The organism is Streptomyces sp. NPDC094147, assembly GCF_044764265.1.
Lineage (GTDB): Bacteria > Actinomycetota > Actinomycetes > Streptomycetales > Streptomycetaceae > Streptomyces.
Genome location: NZ_JBIWHT010000038.1, coordinates 1 through 15814 on the forward strand (window position 1 = coordinate 1; position 15814 = coordinate 15814).

At 68.8% G+C, this 15814-nt stretch carries 15 protein-coding genes, 2 pseudogenes and 1 riboswitch; of the genes and pseudogenes, 6 read left to right on the top strand and 11 right to left on the bottom strand.

The features are described 5' to 3' along the window. Positions 1-230 (top strand): annotated as a pseudogene (locus ACIQ8J_RS32075) (hypothetical protein); the annotation flags it as partial. Between the two features lie 97 nt (positions 231-327). Further along, positions 328-414: riboswitch (ZMP/ZTP riboswitch) on the top strand. A gap of 22 nt (positions 415-436) precedes the next feature. Further along, positions 437-1312, top strand: coding sequence for a bifunctional 5,10-methylenetetrahydrofolate dehydrogenase/5,10-methenyltetrahydrofolate cyclohydrolase (locus tag ACIQ8J_RS32080; RefSeq protein ID WP_403275745.1), 876 nt, complete (start codon positions 437-439; stop codon positions 1310-1312). A gap of 706 nt (positions 1313-2018) precedes the next feature. Here ACIQ8J_RS32080 and ACIQ8J_RS32085 read toward each other — a convergent pair. Further along, positions 2019-2261, bottom strand: coding sequence for an RICIN domain-containing protein (locus ACIQ8J_RS32085; protein WP_403275746.1), 243 nt, complete (start codon positions 2259-2261; stop codon positions 2019-2021). A gap of 180 nt (positions 2262-2441) precedes the next feature. On the opposite strand from ACIQ8J_RS32085, the gene ACIQ8J_RS32090 reads away from it, so the two are divergent. Continuing rightward, positions 2442-2858 carry a GNAT family N-acetyltransferase gene (locus ACIQ8J_RS32090; protein ID WP_403275748.1) on the top strand — a complete coding sequence of 139 codons (417 nt, stop codon included), beginning with the start codon at positions 2442-2444 and terminating at the stop codon, positions 2856-2858. Between the two features lie 93 nt (positions 2859-2951). Continuing rightward, positions 2952-4083 (top strand): annotated as a pseudogene (locus ACIQ8J_RS32095) (IS630 family transposase). Here ACIQ8J_RS32095 and ACIQ8J_RS32100 read toward each other — a convergent pair. The 9 genes from ACIQ8J_RS32100 to ACIQ8J_RS32140 form a co-directional block, all read right to left on the bottom strand. Further along, entirely contained in the window at positions 4008-4961 is a 954-nt protein-coding gene (locus ACIQ8J_RS32100) for an RICIN domain-containing protein (RefSeq protein WP_403275749.1), read from the bottom strand. The pseudogene ACIQ8J_RS32095 and the gene ACIQ8J_RS32100 overlap by 76 nt on opposite strands. A gap of 346 nt (positions 4962-5307) precedes the next feature. Next, the gene (locus ACIQ8J_RS32105; RefSeq protein ID WP_403275750.1) at positions 5308-5682 is read right to left on the bottom strand and encodes a nuclear transport factor 2 family protein; all 375 of its coding nucleotides are present in this window, start codon (positions 5680-5682) and stop codon (positions 5308-5310) included. 69 nt (positions 5683-5751) lie between these two features. Beyond that, a complete protein-coding gene (locus ACIQ8J_RS32110; protein WP_403275752.1) occupies positions 5752-6327 on the bottom strand; it encodes an NADPH-dependent FMN reductase in 576 nt (191 codons plus the stop codon). A 112-nt stretch (positions 6328-6439) separates the two neighbouring features. Next, the gene (locus ACIQ8J_RS32115) at positions 6440-6907 is read right to left on the bottom strand and encodes an ester cyclase (protein WP_403275753.1); all 468 of its coding nucleotides are present in this window, start codon (positions 6905-6907) and stop codon (positions 6440-6442) included. Positions 6908-7033: 126 nt separating this feature from the next. Next, entirely contained in the window at positions 7034-7657 is a 624-nt protein-coding gene (locus ACIQ8J_RS32120; RefSeq protein ID WP_403275754.1) for a TetR/AcrR family transcriptional regulator, read from the bottom strand. Positions 7658-8260: 603 nt separating this feature from the next. Continuing rightward, complete coding sequence (locus ACIQ8J_RS32125) at positions 8261-9202, bottom strand: ribosome-inactivating family protein (RefSeq protein ID WP_403275755.1); 942 nt, start codon at positions 9200-9202, stop codon at positions 8261-8263. Positions 9203-9206: 4 nt separating this feature from the next. After that, positions 9207-9857, bottom strand: coding sequence for an ester cyclase (locus tag ACIQ8J_RS32130; RefSeq protein ID WP_403275757.1), 651 nt, complete (start codon positions 9855-9857; stop codon positions 9207-9209). 174 nt (positions 9858-10031) lie between these two features. Then, positions 10032-10397 (bottom strand): hypothetical protein, encoded by a 366-nt coding sequence (locus tag ACIQ8J_RS32135; RefSeq protein ID WP_403275758.1) that lies wholly within the window; start codon positions 10395-10397, stop codon positions 10032-10034. A gap of 282 nt (positions 10398-10679) precedes the next feature. Then, entirely contained in the window at positions 10680-11372 is a 693-nt protein-coding gene (locus ACIQ8J_RS32140; RefSeq protein ID WP_403275759.1) for an alpha/beta fold hydrolase, read from the bottom strand. Positions 11373-11556: 184 nt separating this feature from the next. Between ACIQ8J_RS32140 and ACIQ8J_RS32145 the strand changes: the two genes are divergently transcribed. Continuing rightward, positions 11557-14418 carry an ATP-binding protein gene (locus ACIQ8J_RS32145; protein ID WP_403608038.1) on the top strand — a complete coding sequence of 954 codons (2862 nt, stop codon included), beginning with the start codon at positions 11557-11559 and terminating at the stop codon, positions 14416-14418. Beyond that, positions 14408-14941 (top strand): hypothetical protein, encoded by a 534-nt coding sequence (locus ACIQ8J_RS32150; RefSeq protein ID WP_403275763.1) that lies wholly within the window; start codon positions 14408-14410, stop codon positions 14939-14941. Before ACIQ8J_RS32145 ends, ACIQ8J_RS32150 begins: the two co-directional genes overlap by 11 nt. Here ACIQ8J_RS32150 and ACIQ8J_RS32155 read toward each other — a convergent pair. After that, complete coding sequence (locus tag ACIQ8J_RS32155) at positions 14938-15765, bottom strand: MerR family transcriptional regulator (protein WP_403275764.1); 828 nt, start codon at positions 15763-15765, stop codon at positions 14938-14940. The genes ACIQ8J_RS32150 and ACIQ8J_RS32155 overlap by 4 nt on opposite strands. Positions 15766-15814: the final 49 nt, after the last annotated feature.

A 15814-nucleotide genomic window follows, 5' to 3' on the forward strand; every position in this document is an offset into this window, starting at 1 on the left:
ACCCCGGCCAGATGCCCCGGCTTGAGGAGATCCACGACAACCTGCTCGACCGCCTGAAGGAAGCGAAGGACCAGGGATGGCTCGGCGAGGTCGCCTCCATCGAGACGAGCGTGGCCGCAGCTGAAGACAAGCTCGCCTCGATGCGCGAGATGGCCGCCAAGCACACCACCACGAGCCTCGGCATGCCGAACTTCGGTCCTCAGACTGGGCGGCACAGCTCAGACAGATGAAGGACGCTCTTCCAGGGACAGGAAGAAGACATCTGACAAACCGGATCACCGCTTCTACCGGTGAGCGAGCTACCGGCGCTCGCGTCTACTACGCTGGCTCCCAGGCCGTGACTGGCGCTGAGGTGGGGCACCACCGGGGAGCGGCCCGACGATCTCGTCAGTGCCGTGCGCCTGGGCAACTCGCAGCAAACATGCCGGAGTAGCCCATGCCCCAGACACAAACCGCCGCTCTCATGGACGGCACCGCCCTCGCCCGCCGCATCGTCGAACGCAGCGCAGCCGTTGCGGCGGCCATTGCGCAGCAGACCGGCAAGGCACCGTGCTTGGCGACCGTGCTGGTGGGAGACGATCCCGCCTCAGTGACCTACGTCCGCATGAAGCGTGCCCGGTGCGAAAAGGCAGGCATCCGATCTCGGCACCTCGCGCTGCCGCCCACAACCACCACAGCAGAACTGGTCGACGCCATCACGGCCTTGTCACAGGATCCCGACGTGCACGGCATTCTGCTGCAGCACCCCGTCGGCCCGCACATCGACGAACGAGCCGCGTTCGAAGCCATCGCCCCGCACAAGGACGTCGACGGGGTCACGATGCGCTCCTTCGCCGCAATGAGCTTCGGGCTACCCGGCTTTGTGTCCTGCACTCCAGGCGGCATTGTGCGTCTTCTTGACGAGTACGGCGTCGACCTGGCCGGCAAGCGCGCTGTTGTCGTTGGCCGGAGTGCCATCCTCGGCAAGCCGGTCGGCATGCTGCTACTCGCTCGCAACGCCACCGTGACGTATTGCCACTCGCGCACCACCGACCTGGCATCGATCGTGGGAGAGGCCGATGTCCTTGTCGCAGCGGTCGGCCGCCCGCGCTTTATCAGCGGCTACGACATCAAGCCCGGGGCCGTCGTGATCGACGCTGGCTACAACCCCGGGAATATCGGTGACATCGACTTCGACACTGCCAAAACCCGCGCGAGCCTCATCACACCCGTGCCAGGCGGCGTCGGCCCCATGACCATCGCTGTCCTCCTCGCGCAGACCGTTGATGCCGCCAGCCAGCAACTCGGCCTGACCACACCCAACATCCACTGAGGCTTGCCCCAGGACAACCGAACGCCAAGAAGCCCCCGGAATCGCGAGGCGAATTCCGGGGGCTGTGTTCGGGGGGTGTTGTCAGAGCCTGTTGTCGATCCTCCGTTCTGGATCTTTGAGCGGGTCTAGTGTGGGGGTGTGGCCGGGGTCAATGGGCCTGTGCGGGAACGGCGTTGTCCGGCTTGTGGTGACTGGTTGAGGCCGGGGGCCGCGCCGAGGGCGGTGTTCTGCTCGGGGGTGTGTCGTTCCAGGCAGTGGCGTCGGCTGCGGCGGGTGAAGCTGCGGGCGGCCGCGCCCAGCGGCGGGCGGCGAGATCCACGGGTGCCGTTGGCGGTGGGGCTCGCGCGGTCACGGGGTGTCCGCGCGGCGACGGCGGCCTCGCTGCCCTCGGCAGGGCGGGGACGACTCAGGGCCCTGCGTAATGCCTACGCGGGGCCCTGAGGTGCAGCACCCATGGGGGTGAGGTGCGTATTGGTCAACGAGTGCGGGGCCGGTGGGTTGCGGGCATGGAGCCCGACTGCCGCGACCTCGCCAGGCCCATTCCATCCCAACTCCGCGAGGGCGGTGCGCTGTTCGGGGGATTTGTCGCGGCGGCTTTTGGTCGCCTCCGGTCGGATGGCGGCCGGCTCCGGCTGCGAGCGGGAGCGGGCCGGGTGTCTGTGTCAGGCCGGGTCTGTCGGCTTGGGACAGGTGGTGCGGGCTGGGGTCAGCTGAGGGGGTGGAGGTAGAAGGCTTCGTTGTCGGCGGGGTAGGGCAGGGGGCCGTACTGCTGCTCGTACTGGATGACGGGGGTGCCGTCGGCGGTGCCGTTGCCCGCGACGTTCAGCAGGTATTCGGTCCTCTCGTTGGAGATGGTCGTCAGGTTCGGGAACAGCGGCAGGGGGTGTTCCAGGATGAAGTTCTGGGTGTCGATGGTGGGGCCGTGGCGGTGGCAGTCCCAGATGTTCATCTGGGAACCCTCCCTGCTCGCGGTGCCGTTGTCTAGTGCCGCATCAGGCAACGTTCGCCCTGTTGACGACCTGGCAGAGGTCGGGATCGGCGGTGTGACGGTTCCGGAGACTGGGACCGGCAGGCTCAGGTGAGGGAGAAAACCGGTGCTGTTCGTGCCGAGCCCTGGCAGGATCCCGCCATGGAGATCCGCCGCATCACTCGGGTCGAGGCTGTCCAGGACGCCGGGCATCTCTTCGATGTGTCCCCCCTCCCAGAGGCGACTGAGAGGTTTCTGGCGGACGAGCGCCACCACCTCCTGATCGCCTATGTCGATGACGTCCCGGCAGGGATGGTCACCGGCGTCGAGATGACACACCCGGACAAGGGCACCGAGATGTTCCTGTACGAGCTGGGCGTGGACGAGTCGTTCCGCGGGCGCGGTGTCGGCCGGGCCCTGGCGTCGGCGCTTGCAGGCCTGGCGCGCGAACGGAACTGCTACGGCATGTGGGTGATCACGGACGAGGACAATGCGGCGGCACGGGCGACTTACCGTCGTGCTGGAGGCATCCCGGAAGAGAAGCAAGTGGTGCTCGTCTGGACCTTCGACCAGGCGTAGATCCACAGGGTGGAGCGACCTGCCACATAAGGCAGTTGTGACGCGCGCTTCCCGGGGCCCGCGCCGGGCCCGTGTTCCCGCCAGACTGTGCGGGTGGCAGAACGAGTACGCGTCCGTGAGATCGATGACGACGAGGGAAGACGGCTGTTGCGCATCATCCGCCGGGGCACCGGATCGGTGGTGACCTGGCGGCGCGCACAGATGGTTGCTGTCCGCGCAGGGCATGCCCGTGGCGAAGATCGCCGAGGTGACGTTCACCAGCGCGGACCGGGTCCGGGACGTGATCCGCAACTTCAACGCGGACGGGTTCGACTCGCTCTATCCGAAGTACAAGGGCGGCCGGCCGAGGACGTTCACCCTGCCCGAGCGGCGCGAGATCAAGAAGATCGCCAAGTCCAAGCCGGCCGAGCACGGCCTGCCGTTCTCGACCTGGAGCCTGGCCAAGCTGGCCGACTTCCTGGTCGCCGAGGGGGTGGTCGACGACATCAGCCACGAGGGCCTTCGGATCCTGCTCCGCGAGGAGGGCGTCTCCTTTCAACGCGTGAAGACCTGGAAGACCTCCCGCGATCCCGACTACGCTGCCAAGAAGGCCCGCGTTGAGCACCTCTATGCGATCGCCGACGGCGAGGTCATACTTGAGGATGGCGAGCCCGAAGTCGTTTTATGCCTGGACGAGTTCGGGCCTCTCAACCTCCAGCCCCACCCCGGGCGGCAGTGGGCCGAGCGCGGCGGGAAGCATAAGGACCCCTACCGCGAGCCCCGGCCCCGCCGGCGGGCGACCTACACCCGCCCGCACGGGGTCCGCCACCTGTTCGCCGCCTACGACCTGGGCAAGGACAAGCTCTACGGCCACATCAAGCCGACGAAGAACCGGACGAAGTTCCTGGAGTTCTGCCGCTACCTGCGCAGCCTCTACCCGCCCGAGATCCGGATCGCGATCGTGCCCGACAACTTCTCCCCGCACCTGACTACGAAGAAGGACAGCCGGGTCGGCGACTGGGCGGCGGCGAACAACGTCGAGCTCGCCTACACCCCGACCAACAGCTCCTGGCTGAACCGGATCGAGGCTCAGTTCACCGCCCTACGCTACTTCGCGCTGGACGGCACGGACCACGCCAGCCACAAGGAGCAGGGCAGCATGATCCGCCGCTACATCATCTGGCGCAACAGGCACGCCGCCGACGCCCGGCTACGCGAGGTGGTCGACCGGGCGAACGTTGCCTGATGCGGCACTAGGTCCATGCACTTGCCGCTGTTGACGCTGACGATCCGGTTGGACCTGTTCTGGAAGCCGTCGGGGCGCAGGGTCCACTGCTGGTTGGTGCCGTTGTCGGGGTGGTAGAGGATGAGGTGTGTCCCGTTGGTGCGGCGGGCCTGGTAGACGTCCAGGACGCTCCCGTTGCCTCCGTTGTCGCCCAGGGTGAAGCGGGCCGGGCCAGCTCCCGCGCGAAGCGCGGAGAACGTGATGGGCCAGTGGTCGCTGCCTCGCGGATTGCCGCGGGCGGCCTGCCAGTTCTGGGTCAGGACGTTGGAGACGGCGTAGTCGAGGCGTCCGCCGCTGAGCTGGGTGGGTCCGCCGCTCTCGTAGATGTGCGAGTTGGGCGGGATGCCGGTGCGACCGCCCACAGGCAGGGAGCGCGGCGCCCGGTTGAAGTCGCCCAGGACCACCCAGTTCCCCAGGGCCAGCTGCCGGGAGCGGGCGGCGACGCGGCGCACCAGGGACGCGGCGTCGGTGCCTCCGCTGGCGCTTGCATGGATGGAGGCAAAGAAGGTGTTGTCCGCCTGCCGTACGACGCCGAGAGCGGAGCGGTACACGCCTGCGATCTCCTCCACCCGGTCCGGCCTGAAGGACGTGATCATGGCCGGATTGACACCCCGGGCCGGGTTGGCGCCCTGGTAGAGGATGTACACGAACCGCTCACCCCGCGTACGGGTCGCAGGGATCCGGTACGCGCGGATGTTCTGGCCGATCCGGCCCAGTGGCACCGCTCCTGCTGGCGGTGTGATCGACGCTTCCTGCAACGCCACCACACTCGCGTTGTCCGACAGGCCCAGCGCATAGGTCCAACGGCCGGAGGACCGCTGCATGTTCCAGGTCGCCATCCGGTTCGAGTCCGGCGGCGCAGCCGACGCAGTACCCCCGCCCACGAGCAGGAATGCCGCGCACAGGGCCCCGATCAGCAGACCTGTCAGCCCCCGTCGGCCACCAGCGCGCCATGGGGCCACCTCTGTTCTCCTCTGTGAGTGCTGCATGCACACCAATGTCGCGCCGCCCCGAGGGCAACGGCAGGCATATTCAAGGCAGTTGACCCAGACGGGGCACGAACGGCTGTCAGACGACTCGTTCAGGATCTGTCTCAAACTGAGAACATCGGGGATGCCCCACAGCGCGCGTGCTGGATCAGGCCGCTACCAGAAACGGACTTCAACGCCCACTAACAAACCACCGCTAGGACGGCGGACGGATCTCCGTGACGACCGTGTAGAGCTCGGCGATGACGCCGTCTCTGGTGCGGGCGATGTCCATACCGCTGACCATCGGGGGGTGGTCGCCGGCCGGGCCGTACTCGAAGCCGAGGTGGCCGATGTCGTCGAGCTCCGACGCGGCGCCTGCGGGTCGGAAGACCCAGTCCGGGTTCTCGTCGCGCAACTCCGCGGCGCGGCGTACGAAGTCCGTGCGCCCGTGGTTGATGCGGTCCGGTTCGTGCCACACCACGTCTTGGGCGTAGTTCTCGGCGATGACCGCGGCCCGGCGGTCCGGGTCGGGTTCGTTGAACACCTCGAGCAGGTTGACGCGCATCAGGTCGGCGGGGGATCTGGCCATGGTGAGTCCGTTCGCCGGGCTTGGTGGGGCGTTCGGGCGGAGCTCCACCGGACCGTGTGGCCTGGTGGCTCAGGTCGCGGCGGCCGGGGGCGTCCGGAGCGGGGCGAGGGCCGAGGTCCAGGCGATGAGCTGGTCGAGCATGGTGGTGAGGGCGGGCAGGTTGTGGTCGCCGGGCTTGAAGACGCTGAAGTCCTGGAAGTCGGTGAACAGGGAGAGTGCGACTTGCTGGCGGACGTCGGCCATCTGGAGCTCGGCGGCGACCAGGCGCAGTTGTTCGGCGGACCGCGTGCCGCCCGTGGCGCCGTAGGAGACCAGGCCGAGGGCCTTGTTGTTCCACTCGGCGTAGAGGTAGTCCAGTGCGTTCTTCAGGACACCGGGGATGCCGTGGTTGTACTCGGGGGTGACGATGACGAAGCCGTCGTACGCGGTGATGGTCTCGGCCCAGCGGCGGGTGTGCTCGTTCTGGTACTGGCCGAGGGAGGGCGGCATGGGCTCGTCGAGGTGGGGGAGGGGGTGGTCGCGCAGATCGAGCAGCTCGAAGCCGGCGTCGGTCCGGCGCGAGGCGTGGTCGAGGACCCAGTGCGCCACCTGGTCTCCGACGCGGTTGGGCCGGGTGCTGCCGAGGATGATGCCGATGGTGGGCATGGTGGCCGCCTCTTCGTAGTGCCTTGCATCTGCCGGACACGCGCTGCCCGGAAGGCCGGTGGTCGACCGGGCGCGGTGCCCGGCAACATGTGGGGCTGCCCTGAGGGTTGGGTCAGTTCGGTGCGGCGGCCGACGGCGTGACGGCGGAGGCGAAGTCGGGCTGCACGCCGAGCTGGGCGAGCATGACGCTGAGGCCGACGTAGCAGCTGAACTCCTTGACCTTGCCGTTCTCGACGTACCAGAAGTCGGCCGTGGGGATGTTGAGCTTGGCGCCGGTCGGCCGGATGGTGCCGGCCGGTGTTTCGAACGGTCCGGTGAAGGTGCCCTGGATCGTCAGCTCGACGGCGACGATGTCGCCCGTGACATGGAATCGGTGCAGTTCGCGGTGGATGTCGGGCGCGAGTGCTCCCATGAAGGCGACCTGATCGCCGAGGTGTTCACCGCGGTAGCTCTCGCCGGCGACGACGTTGTTGAAGACGCCGTCCTCGGTGAACAGGTCCATGAAGCCCTGCACGTCCAGGACGCTGCCCTCGGCCGCCCGGTACGCCGCCCTGACCACGGTCTCCGCGTCGGTGCTCATGGTGCCCTCCCGCGTTGAGAGAATCCATTCAAACCCTTGATTGATATTCTTGGGAGGGTATGACCGTCTTGTCAAGCAAACGCTTGGCGCTGGGCCAGGTGCTTCCCATCCGGTGGTATCAGGCGCCTACTGGGCTCCCCGAAACGCCCCGGCCACCACGGGAATGAGCATCCGCTCCACCCGCTCTGCGGGCTCGGCGCCCAGCTCGGCCCCGATGGGTGCCACCGCGAGCCAGTTCAGCATCCCGGCCGCACAGCGGACGCGGAAGACGAGCTCCCGCTCGTCGGCCCCGGGAAGGTTCGCCGCCAGTACCCGCACCGCCTGCCGTCGGGCCTGCTCGAACTTCCCGGCCAACCTCTCCCACCCTTCGGGCGGATCGATCCCCACCCGCGCCACCGTCCGTATCACGGCCAGATCCCGCCCCCCGGCCGCGAGCGCGGTCACCATCGGCCGTGCAAACGCCTCGGCCAACTCGCTCAGCGTCGCGTTCCCTGCCAGAGCGTCGAGCTCCCGGATCTGCGCGTCCAGGTATCGCTCCAGTGCGTGCTCGATCGCCACGTCGCACAGCGCCTTCAGCGATCCGAAGTGGTAACTCACCGCGGCGACGTTGGCTCCGGCGTTCTGGGTGATCTCACGGAGGGTCACCCCTTCCTGCCCCCGTTGTGCGAGCAGCTCGAGAGCAGCCGCAAGCAGATCGTCCCGCGTTCGCTGACCGGCCTCGCGGCGAAGGTCCGTTTTCTCTGGCCTCACGGATAGAACTCAAGCGACCGCTTGACTTCATTGTCAAGCGGTCGCCTGCCGCGGACGTCCGGCTCAGGGTGATTCGACTCCGCGACACCGGCCAGCCCCACCACCCGCCTCCCGCGGCTGCTTCGGGAGCGGGAGGACGGCTGCGGCGTCAGCCAGGGGGACTTCGGCACAGCCTCCGCTTCGGACAGGTGCTGCACCCGGCCGTCGTCATCCTGGTCAGCCGCACGCCGTCACCGAGGCAGTGGTCGAGCAGTACACGAACACCGCTGAGCGCGAACACGACCCGCCTGGGGCATCCGCCAGACAGACAGTAGATCCGGAACTGCCGATGTGAGTCGTGGCCGTCGATGCCGTGACGGCGGAGCCGACGTGGTCCGCACTGTGCTGGCGGCGCTGGACCGCAGGAACCCACCGCCAGCGCCATCGGCCACATGATCGCCGCAGAGGCGTGACCCGGGTAGGGGTCTGACAACCCTGCGGCCTTTAGGTGCCGCCTGCTCAAACGCTCCGCCGGTATCCAGTGGCATCCCTGGATACCGGCCCTGCCGCTCTGCGCGGTGCCGGGTGAGGCCACTGCACTGTGCGGCAGGGAGAGCGTGGCGGTCAGAGTTCGTCGCGTGAGGGGTTGGGGTAGTTCCAGCCGGAGTTGAAGGTGTGCAGGACGCGTAGGTAGCGTCGGACCTGGTCGGTGTTCTCGATGGTTCCGATGCCGGGGATGTAGGGGACGGTCGGGGTGGAGGTGTTACCGGCGCCTACGAGGTTCCAGTAGAAGTTGGACAGGACGCCCCAGTTGTTCTCCAGGTTCTGTTGCCAGGCCGGCAGGCCGTTGGTGCCCCAGCCCCAGTCGCCGACGGCGGCGCGGAAGACCCCTTCGAGGTCGTTGAAGCGGGCGGCCTCCGATGTCATCTGGATGAGCAGCATCAAGGACCGGGCGGTGTTCTGGGTGTTGGTGTTGGCCGAGGTCTGGTTGGCGAGCTGGAGGATGGAGGCGCGGATGTCGTTCCACCAGACCGGCATGCTGGATCGGTCGCGTCCGGCTGCCTGGACGAGGGCCTGGTAGTTGCCGCCGAAGGGCAGGTTGGTGATCGATGTGTCGACGGGGGCGCGGTTGAAGCTGGCGTCGTTGAAGGTGTAGGAGACTCCGCTGCCCTGCGGGGAGTACCCGACGACGTAGAGGTTGTCGGGCTGGACCCACAGATCGACCGCTCGCCGGTTGCCGCTGTCGTCGTGGGCGGACAGCGAGACCCGGACGATGCCCTCAGCCTGGGAGGCGTTCTGTGTGTACTGCGTACCGTCCCGCCAGGTGTCGGAGACCGCGGCGCGCAGGCTGGCCAGGAACGTGGAGTAGGCGATTGTCTGCTGGCTGCTGGGTGCGTCGCCGAGGTCCAGCCAGACGTGGTTGATGGATCCGTCGCCGGTGTGGGCCGCGGCCGGCTGGGCAGTGGAGAGCAGGCCGGGCACGACGGCCAGGGACATGGCCAGGGCGAGCAGGGCCCGGCGTAACCGGCCCCGACCGGTCCCGGCATTTCTTCGGTTGCGTGTCACAGCGTCAACTCCTCTTCGATGGCCCATGCGGGCGTGGCGTTGTCTGTCCAGAAGTGCAGCACCAGGCTGTGCACCGGCAGAAGAAGGCAGCAGGCTCGCTCGTACGCCTCGGTGCCTGGCTCCGATGAACGGAGTGGGTGTGAGGCAGCGGACGGCACACACCCACTCCTCGCCCGGCCGGGGCGGGGCAGCTCGCTGTCGCGGTTGACGCCGTGACGGCGCCGGCGAACTCCGGCTGCACGCCGAGCTGGGCGAGCATGACGCTCAGGCCGACGTAGCAGCTGAATTCCTTGATCTTGCCGCCCTCGGCGTACCAGAAGTCGGCCGTCGGGACGGCGAGCTTGGCGCCGGTCGGCTGGATGACACCGGCGGATGTTTTGAACGGACCGGTGAAGCTGCCCTGGATCGTCAGCTCGACGGCGACGATGTCGCCCATGACGTGGAACCGGTGCAGCTCACGGTGGATGTCGGGCGCCAGCTCGGCCAAGGCGAGGACCGGGTCCCCCAGGTGATCTCCGCGGTAGCTCTCCGCGGCGACGACATTGTTGAACACGCCGTCCTCGGCGAACAGTTCCCTGAACCCCTCGACGTCCAGGACGCCGCCCTCGGCCGCGTGGTACGCCGCCCGGACCACTGTCTCCGCATCGCCAGCCATGACGCTCCCCCCTTCCGGGAAGGTTGGTCAAACGATTGATTCAGATTGTTGGGAGGTGCCCGGACGTTGTCAAGCAGTCGCTTGAACTCCTGTGGAGGGGGCGGGGTTTGGCCTGTTCAGCCGTCTGCCGGATGACCGTGGATCGCCCCGGCCAGCACGCGAACCAGCAACTGCTCAATCCGCTGAGCGGACTTGGGGGCCAGTTCGGTGCCGATGGGTGCCAGCGCCGGCCAGTTCAGCCATCCCGGCCGCGCACCGTGTGCGGAAGACCAGCTCCTGCTCGCCGACGCCGGGAAGGCGCGCCGTCAGCACCCGCACGGCGTCCTGGAGGGCCCGCTCGAACTTGCCGGCTGGCCGCTCCCGCCCCTGGGGTGGATCGATGCCGACGCGCGCCACGGTCCGCACGAGGGTCAGCTCCCGCCCGCCGGCCGCGAGGGCGCGCACCATCGGCCGGGCGAACGCGGCGGCCAGCTCCTCCGGCGCCGCATCAGGGCCGAGGGTGTCGAGCGCCTGAATCTGTGCGTCCAGATACCGCTCCAAGGCATGCACGATCGCCCATCGCACAGCGCCTTCGGCGAGCCGAAGGGGTAGCCCACCGCGGCCATTGGCGCCCGCACTCTGTGTGATCTCGTGCAGCGTCGCACCCTCTTGCCCCGTTGTGCGAGCAACTCCAGTGTGGCCGCCAGCAGGCCGTCCCGTGTGCGCTGACCGGCCTCTCGACGCAGATCCGTCTCCCCTGTCTTCACAGGCAAGACTCCGCCGGCTGCTTGAGTGCATTGTTAAGCAGGTATCTGAACTGCCGGCAGGCCAGGTTCTTTGCCGTTACGCGCCGGCCGCCCGGCGGATCAGGTCGGCGACCGCGGCGGGCCGGGACAGGTACACGGCGTGGCTGGCGGCGACCTCTGCGCTGGTGGCGCTGATCCGTTCGCACATCGCGCGCTGGGCGGGCGGGGGGATCATGTGGTCGTCGGTGGCGATCAGGTACCAGCTGGGTTTGGTCCGCCAGGCGGGCTCGGTGACCGCTCCGGTAAGGGCGTCCATGCCCCAGGGCACCTGTGAGTCGGCCATGAACCGGGCCTGCTCGGGCGGCAGGTCGCCCGCGAACGCCTGCGCGAACTTCTCCCGGTCCAGGAACAGGAAGCCGTTCTGGGGCGGCAGGATCGGGGGCACCGGGGCGCCCGGGGGTGGGGCGGCGATCAGTGTGCTCACCGACTCGCCCTTGTCGGGGGCGAAGGCGGCGATGTAGACCAGGCTCGCCACCTGGTCGTGCCGGCCGGCCTCGGTGATGACGGCGCCGCCGTAGGAGTGGCCGACGAGGATTACCGGGCCGTCCTGTGCCTCGATGACCTGGTGGGTCGCGGTCACGTCGCCCGCAAGGCTCAGGGTGGGGTTCTGGACGACGCTCACGTTGAAGCCTTCGCCTGCCAGCCGGTCGTGCACCGCCTGCCACCCGGAGCCGTCGACGAACCCGCCGTGCACGAGGACGACGTTGCGTAGTGCCGAGTCTGCACTCATTTCCCTCACCTTTGTCCGGTTCCAGTTGGGAAAGCCGTTTCCTGGGGCGAGTTGAGGCTAGGTCGCTCTGGTTCTGGTCGCTTCTGTCAAATGACGTAGGTCGGGCGTGAAGGCGCCACAACGCGGGACGTCGGATCAGGGGCCGCCCTAAGGTGACCGGAGTTGGCGGATGGGGGAGGCGTACGTGCAGGGTTCGCCTCCGTCGGAGGGCCCGGCCGGGCAGTTGATCGGACGCGGCGACGACCTCGCGCTCGTTTGGGGCTTCGTCGACCGGGCCCGGGTGTCCGGGGGCGCGTTCTTGGTGTCGGGGGAGGCCGGCGTCGGGAAGACGGTTTTGCTGGACGCTGCTGCCGAGCACGCTGAGGGCGCGGGCATGCGGGTGGCGCGGGCTGGCGGTGTGGAGTTCGAGAGCGAGCTGAGTTTCGGCGGGCTCCATCAGATCCTGCATCCGCTGTTGTCCGGCCTTGGACGGTTGACCGACTCGTACCGCAGTGCGCTGGGCGTTGCGTTGGGACTGGAGCACGGCGCGCCGCCGAGCCGACTGATGGTGGCGAACGCGGCGTTGGACCTGCTGGTCCGGGCTGGAGGCCAGTGCCCGTTGCTGGTGATCGTCGACGACCTTCCCTGGCTGGACCGGGCCAGCACCGTGGTGCTGGGTTTCGTCGCCCGCCGCTTGGGCGGCAGCCGGGTGGGCTTCTTGGGCGCCTACCGCTCGGAGGAGACGGGCTTCTTCGACCGCGGTGGTGTGGCCGAGCACCGTCTCGGGCCGCTCGATGCCGCCGCGGCGGAGGAGTTGGTGAGGGACCGGTTCCCTGCCCTGGCGCCGCGCGTACGGGCACGCCTGCTGGCGGAAGCCCACGGCAACCCCCTGGCCCTGCTCGAACTCCCCATCGCCCTGCGGGGGTTACGGCGGACCGGGGTCTCGATCCCCGAGGTGCTGCCGCTCAGCCGACGTCTCCAGGCGGTCTTCGCGACCCGGGTCAAGGCGCTGCCAGCCCCGACCCGGACGCTGCTCCTGTACGCCGCCCTGGACGGCAGCGGCGAGCTGCGCGCCCTCGGACCGGCCGGATCCGGGACGGTCGGCATCGAGGATCTGGGACCTGCCGAGCGGGCCGGGCTGGTGTACGTGGACGACACCACGAGTCGGTTGAGGTTCCGTCACCCTCTGACGCGTTCCGCCGTCGTGGAGCTGTCGACCGGCGCCGAGCGACGTCATGTCCACCGCGCGCTGGCCGAGTACAGGGCGGACCGGCCTGAGCGACGCGCCTGGCACCTTGCCCAGGCCACCGTCGAGCCCGACGAACGCGTCGCGGGGCTACTCGATCAGGTCGCGCACGACATCGTGCGGCGCGGGGATGCGGGCGGTGCCGTCGCGGCACTGCTGCGTGCCGCAGACCTGAGCCCGCTCGCCTACGACCGCAGCCGCCGGATCGCCGAGGCGGCGTACCTCGGTGCGGACCTCACCGGCGACCTGCGCGACGTACCGAAGCTCCTGGAAGACGCGCGCCGTGCCGACGGCGGCCGGGCGGGCCCGCTGTTCGCGGCGGTCGCCGCGGCACACCACCTCCTCCTGAGCGGGGAAGGCGACTTGGACACCGCCCACCGGCTGCTCCTCGGGGCCATCGAAATGCAGCACCAGCCGTACGACGCCACCGATTCCACCATGATCGAGGCGCTCTACACCCTGGCCTGGGTCTGCCACGGCGCGCAGCGCCCCGAACTGTGGAAGCCGCTGAACCGCGCGATCGGCCTGCTGAAGCCGCAGGTCCCCGACCGGTTGGCCCTGACCCTCGCCATGATCAGCGACCCGGCTCGGACGGCCCCGCCTGCCCTCGTGCGGCTGGACGAGGCCATCGCCGCTCTCGACCAGGAGGCCGACCCGGTCTGGATCATCCGGGTCGCGATGGCGTCCGTGTACATCGACCGACTGGCAGGGTGCCGAACGGCACTGCGGCGCCTGCTCCGCGACGGACGCGACACCGGCGCCATCACCCTGGAACTCCAGGGCCTGATCTTCCTGAGCAGGGACTGCTTCGCGGCGGGCGAGTGGGACGAACTCCTGGACCAGGCCGACCAGGGGCTCCATCTGAGCGAGGCGCACAGTTACCGGTTGCTGGCGACGGACTACCGGTACCAGCAGGCGCTGGTCGCCGCCGCACGCGGGGACAACGCCGCCGTCAAGGCCCTGACGGACGAGATGACCCGTTGGGCGGCGCCCCGCCAAGCCGGCTTCCACCTGGCATGCGCCTCCCACGCGAGGACGCTCGCCGCACTCGGTCAGGGCCGGTTCGAGGACGCGTACCGGCACGCGTGCGCAGTCAGCCGTCCGGGCGAGCTGGCCTCCCACGTCCCTACCGCGCTGCTCCTCATCATGGACCTCGTGGAGGCCGCCGTCAGGACCGGCCGCCACGCGGAGGCGGCGGCCCATGCCACCGTGGCACGCGAGGCGGGCCTCGCCGCGATCTCGGCACGCCTCGCCATGATCGTGGAGGCGTCCGCAGCGATCGGCACCAGTGATCAACAGGCACTCGCCCTCTTCGCCAAGGCGCTCGCCCTCCCCGGCACCGACCGCTGGCCTTTCGAGCGCGCCCGGGTCCAACTCGCCTACGGCGAACGTCTCCGACGGGCGAGATCCGCCGCACAGGCACGCACGCAGCTCGCCGACGCGCTGGACACCTTCCAGCGGCTCGGCGCCCGCCCCTGGGCCGCGCGGGCCGGCAACGAACTGCGCGCCGCCGGAGGCTCCGGCGGGCAGACCGAGACCGGCAATCCGGCGTCCCTCACCCCACAGCAGCGGGAGATCGCCCTGCTCGCGGCAGCCGGCCTCACCAACAAGCAGATCGCCGAACGGCTCTACCTCTCCCCGCGCACCGTCTCCACCCACCTGCACCAGCTGTTCCCCAAACTGGGCGTGACCTCCCGCGCCGCCCTGCGCGACGCACTGAACCAACTGCCGTCCGAGCACGAAGCGTCAAGGTGCCGCCTTATGCCCAAACCCAGCGAGAACACCCGCATAGCTTCGGATGGGGACCGCGATGACATCTGATCGTCGACAGCACGTCCGGACCTGGCGTGTGCTGGTGGCGGTGCCCGCCGGAATCCTCCTGGTACCGGTCCGCGCCGTCGGCCCGGCGCGGGCCGCCGAGTCCCAGTGGGTCGACTTCGGCGGGAACGCGCGAGCGTACTCGGCGGTCTACTCCGTCAGCGTCGGCGGGTTGGACTACGACGTCACCCGGGGCCTCGACAACAACATCTGGTTCCGTTACAGCCGCGGGCCGTGGCAGCTGCTCGGCGGACATGCCGCGGCCCGCACCACGTCCCCGCCCCGCATCGTCGAATTCCCGCCCGGTCGGGCGATGACGCTGATCCGGGGCACGGACCAAGAGATCGGGTACAGCCAGGCGAACAACGGCGGGACGAACTCCTGGACTCCCTGGACTCCCTGGACCCGGCTGCCGGCCGGAGCGAACGCGATCGGCAGCACCGCTCAGGCAGCAGCCGCAGGTGATCGACGTGAGCCGACCAACGGGCCCTGCACGCACAATGGTTGCCAGCCGTCCCTAGGCTAGGGCCTGGGCCGGGTTTGGAAGATCGGCCATCCGACCTCGGTCTGCCACAACGACTCATCTGGGGTATCGGAGGGGCCGACGAGGTAGTACTCGCGAATCGGTCCGTCGACCGCCAGGGCGTGTCGGGTCACGTAGTCGGCGAGGGCACCATACGTTCGGTCGACTTCGGTGCTGGAACCGAGATGGACGATCGTGGCGAGCTCTGCCGGCGGGATCACGGTGGTGGTGACGCGTCCGACCGGCTGTGGCAGGGGGTCGGACGGAAGGAAGATCGTGACCCGCCCCCGGCCCTCGGTGAACAGCTCTGTGTCGAAGATGCCCCCTAGGGGCCCGGTCGGCTTGATGCCCTGGGCTGACAGGGTGCCAGCCACTTCGCCCATGGCTCCCCGATACCAGGCCACAACGTCGGCCTGTTCAACGGTGTCGGTGATGGCAGCGGCGGACGCGGCTGCGACATGGCGGTGATCAATCGCGACGGTGCTGTCCTGGGGGCGGTCCAGCAGACCCCGGAGGGATTCGACCGTCTCCTGGGTCCGGGCCAGACTGGACTCAAGACGCGCCAGATGGTTGGCGATCACCCGGTTGCGGGTCTCGACGTCAGGAGCCTGAAGCACGATCCGGATGTCATCGAGCGGCATCTCCAGATCGCGGAAACGGCGGATGATCTGTGCCTTTACGATCTGCTCTGCGGCATAACGCCGGTACCCGCTGTCCACGTCCACCTCGACCGGCTCCAACAGGCCGACCTCGTGATAGTGGCGAAGCATCTTCACGCTCAGGTGCGTGGCCCGGGAGAAGTCGCCGATGGGCATCGTCGAGTTCACGAGCCCAGCGTGACTCTCCCCCGTAGGAGAGTCAAACAGAAACTCCGCT